The 14,802-nt window shown below is 68.9% G+C and carries 16 protein-coding genes and 1 pseudogene; 4 read left to right on the forward strand and 13 right to left on the reverse strand.

The window, feature by feature from the left end; genetic code table 11:
- Positions 1-42: 42 nt before the first annotated feature.
- On the reverse strand, positions 43-528 hold the full coding sequence (locus AC0685_RS22445; protein WP_478227321.1) for an HAD domain-containing protein: 486 nt from the start codon (positions 526-528) through the stop codon (positions 43-45).
- Between the two features lie 108 nt (positions 529-636).
- Positions 637-1,857 carry a winged helix-turn-helix domain-containing protein gene (locus AC0685_RS22450; RefSeq protein WP_478227322.1) on the reverse strand — a complete coding sequence of 407 codons (1,221 nt, stop codon included), beginning with the start codon at positions 1,855-1,857 and terminating at the stop codon, positions 637-639.
- A gap of 59 nt (positions 1,858-1,916) precedes the next feature.
- Here AC0685_RS22450 and AC0685_RS22455 point away from each other — a divergent pair, with 59 nt between their 5' ends.
- On the forward strand, positions 1,917-2,477 hold the full coding sequence (locus AC0685_RS22455) for an N-acetyltransferase family protein (protein WP_478227323.1): 561 nt from the start codon (positions 1,917-1,919) through the stop codon (positions 2,475-2,477).
- Between the two features lie 66 nt (positions 2,478-2,543).
- Here the strand turns inward: AC0685_RS22455 and AC0685_RS22460 are convergent.
- Positions 2,544-2,951: pseudogene (locus AC0685_RS22460) on the reverse strand (GtrA family protein); the annotation flags it as partial.
- A gap of 149 nt (positions 2,952-3,100) precedes the next feature.
- Here AC0685_RS22460 and AC0685_RS22465 point away from each other — a divergent pair.
- From AC0685_RS22465 to AC0685_RS22475, 3 genes are all read left to right on the forward strand, one after another.
- A complete protein-coding gene (locus tag AC0685_RS22465; protein WP_219153473.1) occupies positions 3,101-3,622 on the forward strand; it encodes a YqaA family protein in 522 nt (173 codons plus the stop codon).
- A gap of 177 nt (positions 3,623-3,799) precedes the next feature.
- Positions 3,800-3,958 carry a hypothetical protein gene (locus AC0685_RS22470; protein ID WP_478227324.1) on the forward strand — a complete coding sequence of 53 codons (159 nt, stop codon included), beginning with the start codon at positions 3,800-3,802 and terminating at the stop codon, positions 3,956-3,958.
- A gap of 39 nt (positions 3,959-3,997) precedes the next feature.
- Positions 3,998-4,243 (forward strand): hypothetical protein, encoded by a 246-nt coding sequence (locus AC0685_RS22475; RefSeq protein WP_478227325.1) that lies wholly within the window; start codon positions 3,998-4,000, stop codon positions 4,241-4,243.
- A gap of 279 nt (positions 4,244-4,522) precedes the next feature.
- Here AC0685_RS22475 and AC0685_RS22480 read toward each other — a convergent pair whose 3' ends face one another.
- The 10 genes from AC0685_RS22480 to AC0685_RS22525 all read right to left on the reverse strand — a co-directional run bounded on the left by AC0685_RS22480 (position 4,523) and on the right by AC0685_RS22525 (position 14,644).
- Positions 4,523-4,972 (reverse strand): tetratricopeptide repeat protein, encoded by a 450-nt coding sequence (locus AC0685_RS22480; RefSeq protein ID WP_340683973.1) that lies wholly within the window; start codon positions 4,970-4,972, stop codon positions 4,523-4,525.
- On the reverse strand, positions 4,969-5,715 hold the full coding sequence (gene dapB / locus AC0685_RS22485) for a 4-hydroxy-tetrahydrodipicolinate reductase (protein WP_478227326.1): 747 nt from the start codon (positions 5,713-5,715) through the stop codon (positions 4,969-4,971). Before dapB ends, AC0685_RS22480 begins: the two co-directional genes overlap by 4 nt.
- Complete coding sequence (locus AC0685_RS22490) at positions 5,712-7,076, reverse strand: M16 family metallopeptidase (RefSeq protein WP_478227327.1); 1,365 nt, start codon at positions 7,074-7,076, stop codon at positions 5,712-5,714. The genes dapB and AC0685_RS22490 overlap by 4 nt, the downstream gene beginning before the upstream one ends.
- Positions 7,077-7,170: 94 nt before the next feature.
- The gene (locus tag AC0685_RS22495) at positions 7,171-9,426 is read right to left on the reverse strand and encodes a polyribonucleotide nucleotidyltransferase (RefSeq protein WP_478227328.1); all 2,256 of its coding nucleotides are present in this window, start codon (positions 9,424-9,426) and stop codon (positions 7,171-7,173) included.
- A 228-nt stretch (positions 9,427-9,654) separates the two neighbouring features.
- Positions 9,655-9,924 (reverse strand): 30S ribosomal protein S15, encoded by a 270-nt coding sequence (rpsO, locus tag AC0685_RS22500; RefSeq protein WP_003084034.1) that lies wholly within the window; start codon positions 9,922-9,924, stop codon positions 9,655-9,657.
- 128 nt (positions 9,925-10,052) lie between these two features.
- A complete protein-coding gene (gene thpR, locus AC0685_RS22505) occupies positions 10,053-10,562 on the reverse strand; it encodes an RNA 2',3'-cyclic phosphodiesterase (protein WP_478227329.1) in 510 nt (169 codons plus the stop codon).
- Between the two features lie 107 nt (positions 10,563-10,669).
- Positions 10,670-11,152, reverse strand: coding sequence for a helix-turn-helix domain-containing protein (locus tag AC0685_RS22510; RefSeq protein ID WP_125675891.1), 483 nt, complete (start codon positions 11,150-11,152; stop codon positions 10,670-10,672).
- Positions 11,153-11,268: 116 nt separating this feature from the next.
- Complete coding sequence (locus tag AC0685_RS22515) at positions 11,269-12,231, reverse strand: bifunctional riboflavin kinase/FAD synthetase (RefSeq protein WP_478227330.1); 963 nt, start codon at positions 12,229-12,231, stop codon at positions 11,269-11,271.
- A 149-nt stretch (positions 12,232-12,380) separates the two neighbouring features.
- Complete coding sequence (gene truB, locus AC0685_RS22520) at positions 12,381-13,304, reverse strand: tRNA pseudouridine(55) synthase TruB (protein ID WP_478227331.1); 924 nt, start codon at positions 13,302-13,304, stop codon at positions 12,381-12,383.
- A 29-nt stretch (positions 13,305-13,333) separates the two neighbouring features.
- Positions 13,334-14,644, reverse strand: a complete 1,311-nt coding sequence (locus AC0685_RS22525) for an MFS transporter (protein WP_478227332.1) — start codon at positions 14,642-14,644, stop codon at positions 13,334-13,336.
- Positions 14,645-14,802 lie beyond the last annotated feature (158 nt).

The raw sequence follows: 14,802 nt of genomic DNA on the forward strand, positions 1-14,802 counted from the left end.
TGCTCTCACTTTTCCACGGGGGTGGGAGCGAAGGTCCCTCGCTCATTTCAAGTGCGTTCGAAGGGCCGCCAGATGGACATCGGTGATACCCGTGCGCGGATCGACCCGCACCAGGTGCGTGACCATCCCGCCCCGCCGGGAAAGGAACGCGTCCCTGGCGGTGGGATATAGGTCGAAATCGTCATCGAGCCAGACGAGAGGGCGCGGCCCGGCGTAACGGGCGACGGCGTCGAACTTCCAGCCGCTGTCGACGTTCGCGCAGTCCACGGCGGGAAGCGTGGGCAGGCCGATGGCCGGACCCACCATGGTGTTCGCCTGGTGCCCCCAGGTGGTCGCCCAGACCAGCTCCGCGTCCCCGGCCGCGTCGAGCAGCGCCGTCCCGTGGCCTGGGTTGAGCCACATCCGCAGTGGATGCCGTCGGCTCCAGCCCCGGATCCGGAACTTGTGCTCGACGAATCCCGGCGGTTTGGGCTTGGCGGCGAACGGGTTCAGCGGGCCGTCGACGTCGAGGAAAAGGACCGGCCGCATCGGGCCATGATGCCTGAGGGCGCCGTGACCTTCACTCACGAATCGGCCGTCGATGAAGGATTTGGGACGTTGAGTGTCCCGAATCCTTCATCAACGAGCTCGGTCACTTCAGCGCACGAGGCGCGAAAGCACCGGAGCGAGATCGCCCCGCTCCCCCACCGCGACCCCGTCCAGCCCCTGCCATTCCGCCATCAGCCGCAGCTCGCCGGCCAGCTCACTGGCGACCCGCGCGACATCCACCCCAGGCTCGGCGAAGGCGCCCTGGACGCGAAGCACCCCGGCGGCACGGTCGGCCTTGAGGTCGACCCGGCCGACGAGTTCGCCGTCGAGCAAGAACGGGAACACGTAGTACCCGTAGATCCGCTTCGGCTCGGGCACGTAGATCTCGATGCGGTAGAAGAAGTCGAAGATGCGCTCGGTGCGGGCGCGTTCCCAGATCAGCGGGTCGAACGGCGACAGCAGGGCCCGGCCGGTGACCGACCGCGGCGCCTTCGCCGCGAAGTGCCGGTACGCCGGGGCGGGCCAGCCGTCCACGGTCACCGGTTCCAGCACACCCTCCTCGACCAGTTCCGCCACCGCCCGCTTACTGACGTCGGGGCCCAGCCGGTAGTAGTCCCGCAGATCCGGTTCGGTGCCGATGCCCAGCGCGACGGCCGCGCGTGTGATCAGTTCGCGGGCGCCTTCCTCCGGGCTCACGGTCCGCGACAGGAGCTCCGGCGGGACGACGCGTTCGGTCAGGTCGTACAGCCGCTCGAACGACCGGCGCGTGCCGGTGGTCAGCTGCCCCATGCCGAAGAGCCACTCGCAGGCCTTCTTGACTTCCGACCGCTCCCACCACGAACCGGGTTTGCCACGACCCGAGTCGCTCTCCAGCGCACGCTCGATACCGCCCGCGCCGATCGGTCCGTGTTCCTTGACGACGGTGAGGATGTCGTCAACCAGTTGGGGCGTCTGCTCCAGTACCCGGGCGTAGTTCGTCCACCAGCCCATGCGTTTCGCCCCTGACCGCAGGAGCGGCCAGTCCGCCACCGGCAGCAGGCTCGCCTCGTGCGCCCAGGATTCGACCAGCAGCCGGGGTTTGCGCGCGGAATGGGACCAGGCCGCGTCGTCCACCAGCGCGGAGTCGTACGCGCCGAGCCGGGAGAACAGCGGCATGTAGTGCGCGCGGACCGCGACGTTCACCGAATCCAGTTGCAGCAACTGGATTCGGGACAGCACGCGCTGCAGATGTCGCCTTGTCACCGCTCCGCCCGGACGTGCCTCCGCGAACCCCTGCGCGGCCAGCGCGATCCGGCGCGCGACCGGCCCGCTGATGGTCGTAGTGCTCATCGTTCGCATGCTGCCATCCACCACCGACAGTTTTCGGCCGCACCGCTAATCTGCGCAGCATGGCCGCCGCCGAAGTCCGCCCAGCAGTCGTGTCCGACGCCCCCGAAATCGCGCGCATCCAACGCGACACCTGGCGAAGCGCCTACACGGAGTTGCTCGGCGAAGCGGCTGTCGCCGGGCTCGACATCGAGGAGCTCGAGAAGACCTGGGCCGAAACGATCGAGTACCCGGGCACGCGCGTCTTCCTCGCCACCGAAGGCGAGTTCACCGTCGGCTTCTGCGTCGCCGGCCGCGCTCCGGAGAGCGAGGTGGCCACCGCCGACGGTTCGCTGCCAGACGACGCTTCGACGACGGCGCTCATCGCCTCGCTGCTGGTCGAGCCGCGGTGGGGACGGCGCGGGCACGCGGGACGGCTGCTGGCGAACGCGTCCGCCTGGCTGCGCGAGGACGGCGCCACGCGCGGGATCAGCTGGGTCGCCCAGACCGATCACGCGTCACTGGGCTTCTTCCGCCGCGCGGGCTGGTCGCCCGACGGAACCGTCCGCATCCTCGACACCGGAAGCACGAACGTGCGCGAAGTCCGGCTCACCGGAGGCCTCGAGCTCGAGCTCACTCCCTGACTTCGCGAACACGACCCAGCGCATCACCGAGTACATGAAGACGCCTTCGCACGCCCCGGCGATGAGCCGGGAGAGGCGGTAGTCGACGCCCAGCGCGGCCAGCCCGGCCCCGACGCCGAGCAGGAACGCCACGTAGTTGATGACGATCGCGATGACGTACAGCACCGCCTGCCTGCCGACGGGCGCGTGCGAGCGGAAGTTCATGCTGCGGTTCAGCACGAAACTCAGCCCGAACGCCGTCGCGTACGCGAGCGTGATCGCCAGCCACACCGGCAGGCCGAGCCAGCCGCGAAGCAGGGTCAGCAGGATCAGGTCGACCCCGAAGGTGAACCCGTTGATGAGCGCGAAACCGAGGAAACTCGGCGCCACCAGCCGGGAAAGCCCGAAGGGGAGGCGCCGCACCACGGCCGCGCAGAAGTCGGCGAAGCGATCCGCGAAACCCTTTCCGCGGACCGCGTCGTGCACGTCGGCCACGGCTCCAGCATGGCAGCGGCAGGTGGCCGAGAGCCGACGAACAGGTGATCTTCTGGTGCGGCCCGGAAGCCGGGAACGGGGGCTGGCCCCAGTGCGTCCTGGTTTTCAGCTGATAGCTTGGAGAGAACGAAGATAACGGGGAGGCAACGATGGTGGGCTGGTTGCTCCTGTCGTTCGGCGTCGCCTTCGGTTCCGCGATCCTCCCCGTCGTCAGCATCGAGATGTTCCTCATCGGCCTGTGCGCGAGCCAGCCGACGATGCCGTGGCTGCTGCTCGGCGCCATCGTCGCGGCCGGTCAGGTGGGCGGGAAGACGCTCTACTACCTCGCCGCGAAGGGCACGATCAAACTCCCGAAACCGCTGCATGACCGCCTGCACCGGGAGCGGCCGCCCACCCCGCGCCGGGAAAGATGGCGGGCGCGCACCAAGAAGATGCGCGCCCGGCTCGACGCACTGCGCGAACGGTGCCATCGGCATCCGCATTGGATGGCGGGCACGTACGGGGTGAGCTCGGTCGTCGGCCTGCCGCCGTACATGGCCACGAGTGTCCTCGCGGGGCTGGTGCGGATGCCGCTGGCGACGTTTCTGGCCACCGGTTTCCTCGGCCGCTGGCTGCGGTTCAGCCTGCTGGCCGCCTCCCCCGCCCTGTTCGCGGGCTGGTTCCACTACTGAGCACCGATATTGTGATGCGCGCCATGGCGGCCGCCCCCTAGTGTCTTCGCCCTCGCCGACTTCGTCCGCGTATCCACCTGGAGCGGTTGATCCCGACGGTCCGCAAGGGCGTGGTCACCGAACCCCGTGGCCGTTCGACGATCCGGCCTCGCTCTACGAAGACAGTCCGGAGCGCGAATGGCGCTGGCTACGCGGGATCTGGAGGGCCGGGGCCGGGTGAGCGAGAGCCAGTGGCGGCTGTACTTCGTCGTGGTCGTCGACGGGGGGCCGGTGGGCATGCAGGATCTGATCGGCACCGACTTCGCCACGTTCGGCACGGTCACCACGTTCTCCTGACTCAGTCCGGACCTGCGTGGCCGCGGCCTGGGCAAGGAGATGCGGCAGGCAGTGCTGCATCTTGCCTTCGAGGGGGTCGGAGCCCGCGAGTCGTCCAGCGACGCCTTCTTCGACAACCACGCCTCGAACGGCGTCACCTGGGACACCCGGCGCGGTGAGCCCGCGCAGATCAAGCAGTGGCGGCTGCTCCGCGAACACTGGCGGCGCCGGGACGACATCGAACTGGTCGCCGTTCGCGAATGCCTGCCCGTCCTCGGAATCGAGCCTGCGCATTCAGAGGACTAATTGCGCGTAGCTGCGGCTGACCTCGATCAGGTCCGTGAAGGCCCCCTTGCCTACTCTGAAGGTAGCGAAGGAGGCCTTCACTACCTTCAGGTTCGCGCGTGAAGGCCCCCAAAGCCCAGCTCCCAGGCCATGATCAACCGAAGTTACGAAGCACTAAGCCCTCACGCAACTGCGACACCTGGCCGGTAAATAAGCGCGAAGGTACCCGAAATGAAGGCTGCGATCTGGCCTGATGCCCCAGACGGACAGCCCAGGCCACCGGCCCCCGCAATCAGGTGACTAGTTGCGCGAGGCGGCTTCGAGTTCGACGGCGCGCCGCATCGTGGCACGGGCGCGCTTCCGGTCGCCGGCGATCTCGTACGCGTACGCCAGCCGGTACCAGACGCGCCAGTTCTCCTGGTCGGCCTCGACTTCGGCGCGGCGTTCGTCGAACCAGGCGTCGGCGGCGTCGCGATCCACCCGGCCCGAAGGCCGCCGGGGCAGATCGGAGACGTCGGGCAGGCCGCCTTCCTCGTCCAGCCGCCGCGAAAGCCGCTGGATCTGGACGCCGGAACGCCAGGTGGTCACGATGATCCAGATCCCGAGCAGCGGCAGCAGCAGGACCCCGACGCCGAAGAGCACCGGCACCGTCTCCCCGGTGCGCACCAGCGCGATGCCCCGGCCCGCCAGCAGGACGACGTAAACGGCGAGCGCCGCCGTCATCACCAGCGCGAAGTTGCGGGCCCTCACAGGTCGAGGATGTTCTCGAGACCGACCGTGAGGCCGGGCCGCGTGAGCACCGAACGCACGCCGAGCAGCACACCCGGCATGAACGACGTGCGGTGCAGGGAATCGTGCCGGATGGTCAGGGTCTCCCCCTCGCCGCCGAACAGGATCTCCTCGTGCGCCACCAGTCCGGGCAGCCGGACCGAGTGCACGCGGACGTCGTCGACGAGTGCGCCGCGGGCACCGTCCACTTCGGACGTCGTCGCGTCTTCGCCCGGCGTGAGACCGGCTTCCGCGCGGGCTTCGCCGATCAGCCGCGCGGTGTGCGCGGCGGTGCCGGAAGGCGCGTCGGCCTTGCGGTTGTGGTGCAGCTCGATGACCTCGGCCGAGTTGTAGAACCGCGCCGCCTGCTGGGCGAACCGCATGGCCAGCACCGCGCCGAGCGCGAAGTTCGGCGCGATCAGCACGCCGAGCGACGGGTCGGCCGCGAGCCATGAGCGCAGCTTTTCCAGCCGCTCTTCGCTGAACCCGGTGGTGCCGACCACGGCGTGGATCCCATTGCCGGTCAGGAACTCGAGGTTGTCCATCACCGCTTCGGGGTGGGTGAAGTCGACGACGACCTGAGCCTGCTTGAGCGCCGAGAAGTCGTCACCGGCGTCGAGCGCGGCGACGAGTTCCATGTCGTCGGCGCCGTTGACGGCGTTGACCACTTCCTGGCCCATCCGGCCGCGTGCGCCCAGCACGCCGACGCGAATTCCAGCGGTCATGATGCGATCACCTCGTGCAGATCGTCCGGAAGGTCGTCGGCGTGAGCGTACGGCCCGACCACCGCCGCCGCCGAGACGCCACCAGGACGGGCCAGCAGAGTGCGAGCGAGCGCACAGACCTCGTCGGTGGTGACGGCGTCGATCCGCGCCACCGTGTCGTCGACGCCGAGGTAGCGGCCGTAGTTCAGTTCGTTCTTGCCGATGCGCGACATCCGCGACGAGGTGTCCTCGAGGCCGAGCACGAGCCCGCCCCGCAACTGGCCCTTCGCCCGCGCGACCTCGGCTTCGCTCAGCCCGTCCTTGCCGACGAGTTCGAGCACCTCGCGGATCACCCCGGCGACCTCGCCGAGCTTCTCGGGCTGGCAGCCCGCGTAGACGGCCATGTGCCCTGTGTCGGCGTAGCTCGCGACGGACGAGTACACCTGGTACGCCAGCCCCCGCTTCTCCCGGACCTCCTGGAACAGGCGCGAGCTCATCCCGCCGCCGAGCGCGGCGTTGAGCACCGACTGCGCGAACCGGCGGTCGTCGTGCCGCGACAGCGAACGCAGGCCGAGCATCACATGCGCCTGCTCGGTGTCGTCGGTGTGCAGCGCGAGTTTCGGCGCCATCGCGATCCGTGCCCGCCCGCCGCGCGGCGGCACGGGCGTCGCCGTCCCGATCAGCTTGGTCCGCAAAGCCTTGCGCACCAAGCGAAGCACCTGGGTGTGCTCGATGTTCCCGGCGACCGCGAGCACCATCCGCGGCAGGGTGTAGCGGCGCCGGTAGAACCCGCGCAACGCCGAAGCGGACATCTCGACGATGGACTTCTCGCTGCCGAGCACGGGGCGGCCCAGCGCGTGGTTGCCCAGGATCGCGCCGACGAACGTCTCGTGCAGCAGGTCTTCGGGGTCGTCGTCACGCATCGAGATCTCTTCGAGCACGACACTGCGCTCGGTCTCGACGTCCTTGTCCGTGCACAGGGCCTCGAACACGACGTCGGTGACGAGGTCCATCGCGAGCGGCAGATCCTCGTCGAGCACCTGCGCGTAGTAGCAGGTGTGCTCCTTCGCGGTGAACGCGTTGAACTCCCCGCCGACCGCGTCGATCTCCTCGGCGATCTGGGTGGCGTCCCGGTTCGTGGTGCCCTTGAACAGCAGGTGTTCGAGGTAGTGCGCCGCGCCCTCGACCGACGACGGCTCGTCACGCGATCCGACCCCGACCCACAGCCCGACCGTCGCCGAACGAGAGGCGGGGACGTGCTCGGTGATGACCCGGAGGCCACCGGCCAGCACACTGCGCTTGACCACCGCACCGTCCGAAGTGGACTCCAGCGTGCGGGTGCTGCCGACGGGCTGTTCGTGCCCGGGAACCTGACGAGCCAACGGATTCCTTACTCACATGTCAGGAAAGGGTCGTTCAGGACGAAAACTGTCCTGAACGACCCTTTCCTGACGTTTCACATCGGTCTAGCCAGGATTACTGGGCGTCGGCCTTCGGAGCCTCGGCCTTGTCGCCGTCGGCGGCCTTGGCGTCCGCCGAGTCTTCTTCCTGGACCACGATCAGGCTGATCTTGCCGCGGTTGTCGATGTCGGCGATCTCGACGCGGAGCTTGTCGCCCACGTTGACCACGTCCTCGACCTTGGCGATCCGCTTGCCGTTGCCCAGCTTCGAGATGTGCACCAGGCCGTCCTTGCCCGGCAGCAGCGAGACGAACGCGCCGAACGCGGCCGTCTTCACCACGGTGCCGAGGAAGCGCTCGCCGACCTTGGGCAGCTGCGGGTTGGCGATGGCGTTGATCTTGTCGATCGCCGCCTCCGCCGACGGGCCGTCGGCCGCGCCCACGTAGATCGTGCCGTCGTCCTCGATGGAGATGTCGGCGCCGGTCTCCTCGGTGATCGAGTTGATCATCTTGCCCTTCGGGCCGATGACCTCGCCGATCTTGTCCACCGGGATCTTCACGCTGGTGACGCGCGGGGCGAACGGGCTCATCTCGTCCGGGCCGTCGATCGCCTCGGCGATGACCTCCAGGATGGTGAGGCGGGCGTCCTTCGCCTGCTTCAGCGCGGCCGCGAGGACCTCCGACGGGATGCCGTCGAGCTTCGTGTCTAGCTGCAGCGCGGTGATGATGTCCTTGGTGCCGGCGACCTTGAAGTCCATGTCGCCCATGGCGTCCTCGGCACCGAGGATGTCGGTCAGCGCGACGTAGCGGGTCTCGCCGTCGACCTCGTCGGAGATGAGGCCCATGGCGATGCCGGCGACCGGCGCCTTCAGCGGGACACCCGCGTTCAGCAGACCCATGGTCGAGGCGCAGACCGAGCCCATCGAGGTGGACCCGTTGGAACCCAGCGCCTCGGAGACCTGGCGGATCGCGTACGGGAACTCGTCCCGCTTCGGCAGGACCGGCACGAGGGCGCGCTCGGCGAGCATGCCGTGGCCGATCTCGCGCCGCTTCGGCGAACCGACGCGGCCGGTCTCGCCGGTGGAGAACGGCGGGAAGTTGTAGTGGTGCAGGTACCGCTTCGTGGTCTCCGGGGAGAGCGAGTCGATCTGCTGCTCCATGCGGAGCATGTTCAGCGTGGTGACGCCCAGGATCTGGGTCTCACCGCGCTCGAACAGCGCGGAACCGTGCGCCCGCGGGATCACGGCGACCTCGGCGGCGAGCGAGCGGATGTCGGTCAGGCCGCGGCCGTCCATGCGGATCTTGTCCGTGAGGACGCGCTTGCGCATGATCTTCTTCGACAGGGCCTTGAACGCCGCGCCGATCTCCTTCTCACGGCCCTGGAAGGCTTCGCCCTCGCCGAGGCCGACCTTCTCCAGCACCGCGGCCTTGACCTGGTCGGTCGCGTTGTCGCGGTCCTGCTTGCCCGCGATGGTCAGGGCGTTCGCGAGGTCGTCGGTCGCGATGGCGGCGACGGCGTCGAACGCGTCCTGCTCGTAGGCGAGGTAGACCGGGAACTCGCCGGTCGGCTTCGCGGCGACTTCGGCGAGCTGCTGCTGCGCCTCGCACAGCACCTTGATGAACGGCTTCGAGGCTTCGAGGCCCTCGGCGACCGAGACCTCGTCCGGCGCCTTGCCGCCGGCGGCGATCAGGTCGAGGGTCTGCTCGGTGCCCTCGGCCTCGACCATCATGATGGCGACGTCGTCACCGACGATGCGGCCGGCGACCACCATGTTGAAGGTGGCCTGCTCCAGCTGCTTCCAGGTCGGGAACGCGACCCACTGGTCCTCGATCAGCGCGACGCGGACGCCGCCGATCGGACCGGAGAACGGCAGACCGGCGATCTGGGTCGACGCCGAAGCGGCGTTGATCGCGAGCACGTCGTACGGGTCGTCCGGGTTGAGGCTCTGGACGGTGATGACGACCTGGATCTCGTTGCGCAGGCCGTCGGTGAACGACGGGCGCAGCGGGCGGTCGATCAGGCGGGCGGTGAGGATCGCGTCGGTCGACGGGCGGCCCTCACGACGGAAGAACGCGCCGGGGATGCGGCCCGCGGCGTACATGCGCTCCTCGACGTCCACGGTCAGCGGGAAGAAGTCGAAGTGCTCCTTCGGGTGCTTCGACGCGGTGGTCGCCGAGAGCAGCATGGTCTCTTCGTCCAGGTACGCGACGACGGAACCGGCGGCCTGACGGGCCAGACGGCCGGTCTCGAAGCGGACGGTGCGAGTGCCGAAACGGCCGTTGTCGATCACGGCTTCGGTTTCGTGCACGGTGACTCCGGTGGAGTCGGTCATAGGGTGTATCTCCTCTTTTGATCCTCTGTAACGGCGCGAGTCTCCCACCCTGGGACCTGTTTCGCCTGCGGACGCTCGAGGAGTGAGGCCGGTCTTCGATCGAAGCCCCCGGGCCGTTGCCCGGGAACCACTACCGAGGACCGGCGGACGGTACCTCGTGCGCGCTCGCGCCTGTGTTCTTAGACCGAGGGGGAGCGACCGATGTGGTCACTCCCCCTCGGGTTCAAGCTATCGGCGGAGGCCGAGACGCTGGATCAGCGCACGGTAACGCTCGATGTCCACCTTCATCACGTAGTTCAGCAGCCGGCGGCGGCGGCCGACCAGCAGCAGAAGCCCGCGACGGGAGTGGTGGTCGTGCTTGTGAGCCTTGAGGTGCTCGGTGAGGCCGACGATGCGCTTGGTCAGCAGTGCGACCTGGGCCTCGGGGGATCCGGTGTCCGAGTCGTGCACGCCGTACTCGGCAAGGATCGACTTCTTCTCTTCGGTGGACAAAGCCACAGTGGTGCTCCTAGATATCTGTGCCGTGCGGCCCGGACGATGTCTTCACGCCGGGTGAGACGGTCACGGCCGCCACGGACTGCAGCCGGACCCGATCGTCAAGGCTACCAGCCTCGTGATCAGCGGCTTCAGGCGCGGGCGTGGTCCAACGCGTACGACCGGATCACCCGGTAGCGCGAAACGCCCTGTTCACGGTCACTGCTCATCAGAACGGCCTCGGTCGCCGTCCAGGTCTCACTGGTGAACCCGGCCAGCCGCTCCTCCCACGCGCTCGCGGCTCGCGGCCGGTCGCGGGGGAAGCGGGCCAGTGTCAGGTGGGCCACGTACGGCCTGCCTTCACTCTCCGCGCCGGCCTTCACGGCCAGCTCGTGGAGCCCGGTTCCGGACACACTCAACCACAGCACCCCGGGGAATGTCGCGGCCTTTTCCAGCCGGAGGTCGATCGGCCCCGCGCCGGCCAGCCGCCCGGCGAGCCAGTCGCCTCGTTCGGCCGGATCGTCCTGGCCGTGGAAACCGAGGGTGATATGCCAGTCCTCTCGCACCGACCAGCGGAAATCGCCGTCTTCGGGCGTGCCGAGCGCGGCGGCTACCTGGTCGAGGACCTCGTCGGGCGGGATCAACGCGCTGAAGATCGTCATAGGCACGTGACTCGCGTGCTCAAACCCGTGACTCGCGTGCTTGGAGGCGGAACTCGTGAGTTCCGCCTCCAAGCACGCGAGTCACGTCGCGAAGCACGCGAGTCACGTCAGGAACCGTTCCGCGCGGCGCGGCGCAGCAGGTCCGCCAGCGACGGGAAGTCTTCGTCGAGCAGCTTCGCGGCTTCGGTGAGGTCTTCGTCCTCACCGATGTCCCGCAGTGCCACGAGCACACCCTGGTCGTCGGCGACGGCGCCGACCGGGATGCTGTCCCTGCCCACCGTCGGCCGCGAATCGCGGACGTCCTCAAGGGCCTCCTGCATGGCCTTGCGGTCCCCCGCGGCGACCGCCGGGACCAGCACCTTGCGCTCCAGCATGATCATCTTGGCGAGGACGACCGGATTCCCGATCTTCGCGCGGCGCCCGCTCATCACCTGGCTGAGCATGGGCGCGCTGATGCCGAGGACCTCGGCGAGGAAGGCCTGGGAGATGTCGAAGGCGACGACCAGTCTCCGCACGCGATCGCCGAGCGGCTCCCCGTACCACTCCTTCTGCAGCGCGATGTTCCGCTGGACGATCTTGTGGTCCTCCACCTGGTCCGCTCCCCTTAACCCCATCGAACGCCATGCGCGGTCCGTGACATCTTGCCACCGGAACGCACGTGAGCGGGTGTGTTTGTCGATTGTCATCCGGCCAAGGCCGGAACCGGTCAGTCCTGCCCGCCGAGCAGTTCCCTGGTACGGGCGACGTCCTCGTCGATCTGCGCCACCAGCCCCTCCGACGTCGGGAACCGGACCTGATCCCGCAGCTTGGTGACGAAATCGAGCGCGACGTGCTGCCCGTAGAAATCCTCGTCGATGTCGAGGACGAAGGCCTCGACGGTGCGTTCCCGCCCCGAGAAGGTCGGGTTGGTGCCGACCGACACGGCGGCACGCAGCCGTCGGCCGGGATCCGACGAACGGGTGAACCAGGCGCTGTAGACCCCGTCGGCGGGCACCGCCGCGAACCGCGGCGTCGAAAGGTTCGCCGTCGGGTACCCGAGATCGTGCCCCCGGCCGTCGCCCCGGACGACGATGCCCTCCAGCCGGTGCGGCCTGCCGAGCGCTTCGGACGCGGCGACGACGTCTCCGGCGTCGATGCACGAGCGGACGTAGGTCGAGGAGAAGGTGATGTCGTTGTCCGCCTGCTCCTGGGCGAGCAGCCCTTGCAGTTCCGCGCCCTGCGCCACGAAACCGAACCGCTTCCCCAGCGTGCGGAGAAGTTCGACGTCACCGGCCGCCTTCGCGCCGAAGGTGAAGTTCTCCCCCACGATCACCGCGGCCGCGTGCAGCTTGTCCACCAGCACCTCGTGCACGAACTCGTGCGCCGTCAGCCGCGACAGTTCCAGCGTGAACGGCAGCACGCAGAAGACGTCCACCCCCAGGCCCTCGACCAGTTCCGCCTTGCGGCGCAACGTGGTCAGCTGCGCCGGATGACTGCCCGGCCGGATCACCTCCGACGGATGGGGATCGAAGGTCAGCACCACGCTCGGCACGCCGCGTTCGGCGGCGGCGCGGACCGTCCTCGAAATCAGCTCCTGATGACCGCGGTGCACGCCGTCGAAGACGCCGATCGTCACCACACACCGTCCCCAGCTCCCGGGGAGGTCACCCAAACCACGCCAACGCTGCACTTCTAGCCCCGTCTCCTCAGGCCCGCTCCGTGCACCACCCTAGGCCGTGCCCTGTGCGGCACGCTCGCGGGCTTCGCGCCCAAGCGGCCCCTGACTCGTGAGTGGTAAAGACGGTTAGAACCGTCTTTACCACTCACGAGTTCTCCTACCTAGGCGGGCAGCAACACGACCACCGACCGGGCCAGTTCACCTTCGTCCGCGGCGAGCGCGAGCACCCGGCCATCCGGTCCGAACATCCCGTACGTGCCCTCGATCCCGGCCGCGGGCACCCTCTGTCCATATCGGACCGCCTGTGCCATGCGGACGTCCAGATCGCGGCGCGGGAACGCGGCGGCGACGGCGGCGTCGAGGTCCAGCGTCAGTTCCGGCTTGTCCTCGAGCTGGTCGAGGGTACGGGCCTTGGCGAGGGTGAACGGCCCGACCGTGGTGCGGCGCAACGCGAGCAGATGCCCGCCGACACCGAGCCCGGCGCCGAGATCGCGGGCCAACGCGCGGACGTAGGTCCCCGACGAACATTCGACGACGGCGTCGAGTTCGATCCGGCTCGCCTCGCGGCGCGTGGCGAGCAGGTCGAAGCGGTGCACGGTGACCGGCCGCGGCGGGATGACGACCTCTTCGCCGGCGCGAACGCGGGCGTACGCGCGTTTGCCGTCGATCTTGACCGCGCTGACCGCGCTCGGCACCTGCTGGATGTCGCCGGTCAGCGCGGCGATCCCGGCCGCGATCGCTTCGTCGGTGATCTTCTCGACGACGTCCGGCGCGGCTTCGGCGATCGGCTCGCCCTCGGCGTCATCGGTCGTGGTGGACAGTCCCAAGGAGAGGGTCGCGAGGTAGGTCTTGCGGTCCAGCGCCAGGTGGCCGAGGAGTTTCGTCGCGCGTTCGATGCCGAGCACGAGGACGCCGGTGGCCATCGGGTCGAGGGTGCCGGCGTGCCCGACCTTGCGGGTGCCCATGAAGCGCCGCGCCCTGGCGACGACGTCGTGGGAGGTCATCCCGGACGGTTTGTCGACGATGACGAGACCGGGCGGCGGAGCGGGACGTTTCTTGGCTTGAGCCTGATTGGGGCGCGACACGGGCCGAACCCTATCTTTCGGGCCTTCGCCTAGGACGAGACGGGCATCGGCACTTCGGCGTCCCAACGGCGGCGCCGGATCTGCACCGGGATCGCCTCGCCTCGCGCCTCGGCCTCGAACAGCACGGCGCGGGTGCGCCGCCACCACACGAGCATCCGGAAGGTGCCGAACGCGAGCACCGCGATCACCGACAGCAGCGCCAGGCGGAACGTGCCGCCCGTCCACTCCAGCAGCACGCCGACCGCGAGCGCCGAGATCGTCGTGGCCACGAATCCGCCGACGTTCACCACGCCGGTCGCGGTGCCGACGCGCGAGAGCGGGTTGTAGTCCCGCGCCAGCGCGAAACCGATCATCGACGCCGGGCCGCCGAGGGACAGGAAGGCGAACACGGGGACCAGGACCGCGACCGGGATCGTGCCGCCCCAGCCGAGCAGGACCGCCCACATCACCGCGGCGCCGCCGATGTACCCGCCGACGAGCGGCATCCGCAGTGACGGGCGCCGTCCGATCAGCCCGCCGATCACCGGTCCGCCGATCATCGAGCCGAACACGAACACGATCAGCAGCGAACTCGCGGTGGCCTTCGGATATCCCTGGCCCTGCACCAGGAACGGGACACCCCACAGCATGGTCAGCACGTTGGGGGCGAACATCGTGCTGAAGTGGACCCAGAAGCCCAGCCGGGTCCCCGGGGTGCGCCACGCGTCGGCGACCTGGCGGCCCAGCACCTTCGGATGGACCTTTTCGCGCACGGGCTCCGGCACGCCGCGCGGGGTGTCTTCGACGCGGAGGGCGACGACGGCGGTGTACAGCGCCGTCACCAGGCCGACGGTGAGGAACGTCGAGGTCCAGCCGGGGCCGTCGAGCAGCAGGCCCAGCGGGAGGGTCGCGGCGAGGTTGCCGACGTAACCGATCGCCCCGGTCAGCGCGGCGAGCAGGGCGTACTGGCGGCCGGGGAAATGCGCGGCGATCAGCCGCAGGATGCTCACGAAGGTCAGCGCGTCACCGAAGCCGACGACGGCGCGGGCGAGCAGGCCGAGCGGGTAGGAATCGGCGACCGCGAGCAGGATCTGGCCGAGTCCGAGGAAGAACACGGCGCCGGTGAGCACCCGTCGTGGGCCGTAGCGGTCGACGAGGACGCCGGTGGGGATCTGCATCGCGGCGTAGACGCCGACCTGCAGGACGGTGAACGTGCCGAGCGCGGCCGCGCCGACACCGAAGCGGTCGGCGGCCTGGAGCCCGGCGACGCCGAACGAGGTGCGATGGAAGACGGCGAGGAGATAGACGGTGACGGCGGCGAACCAGATGAACCAGGACCGGCGGGTGGCTCGGCCTGTCACAGTATTTCCTCCTTGAGCACGGTTCGGGCGAAGAGACGCCCGCACTGCCGCCTCATATAGTTGTAGCGCGTAAGCAATGACGAAACATAGCCGTTACCCGGGTGCTTTTCGCCACAACGCCGCAGTTCACCCGGCTGCCGGTGTCAAGGGGCGCTCCA

This window comes from Amycolatopsis sp. NPDC043889 (genome assembly GCF_056435645.1).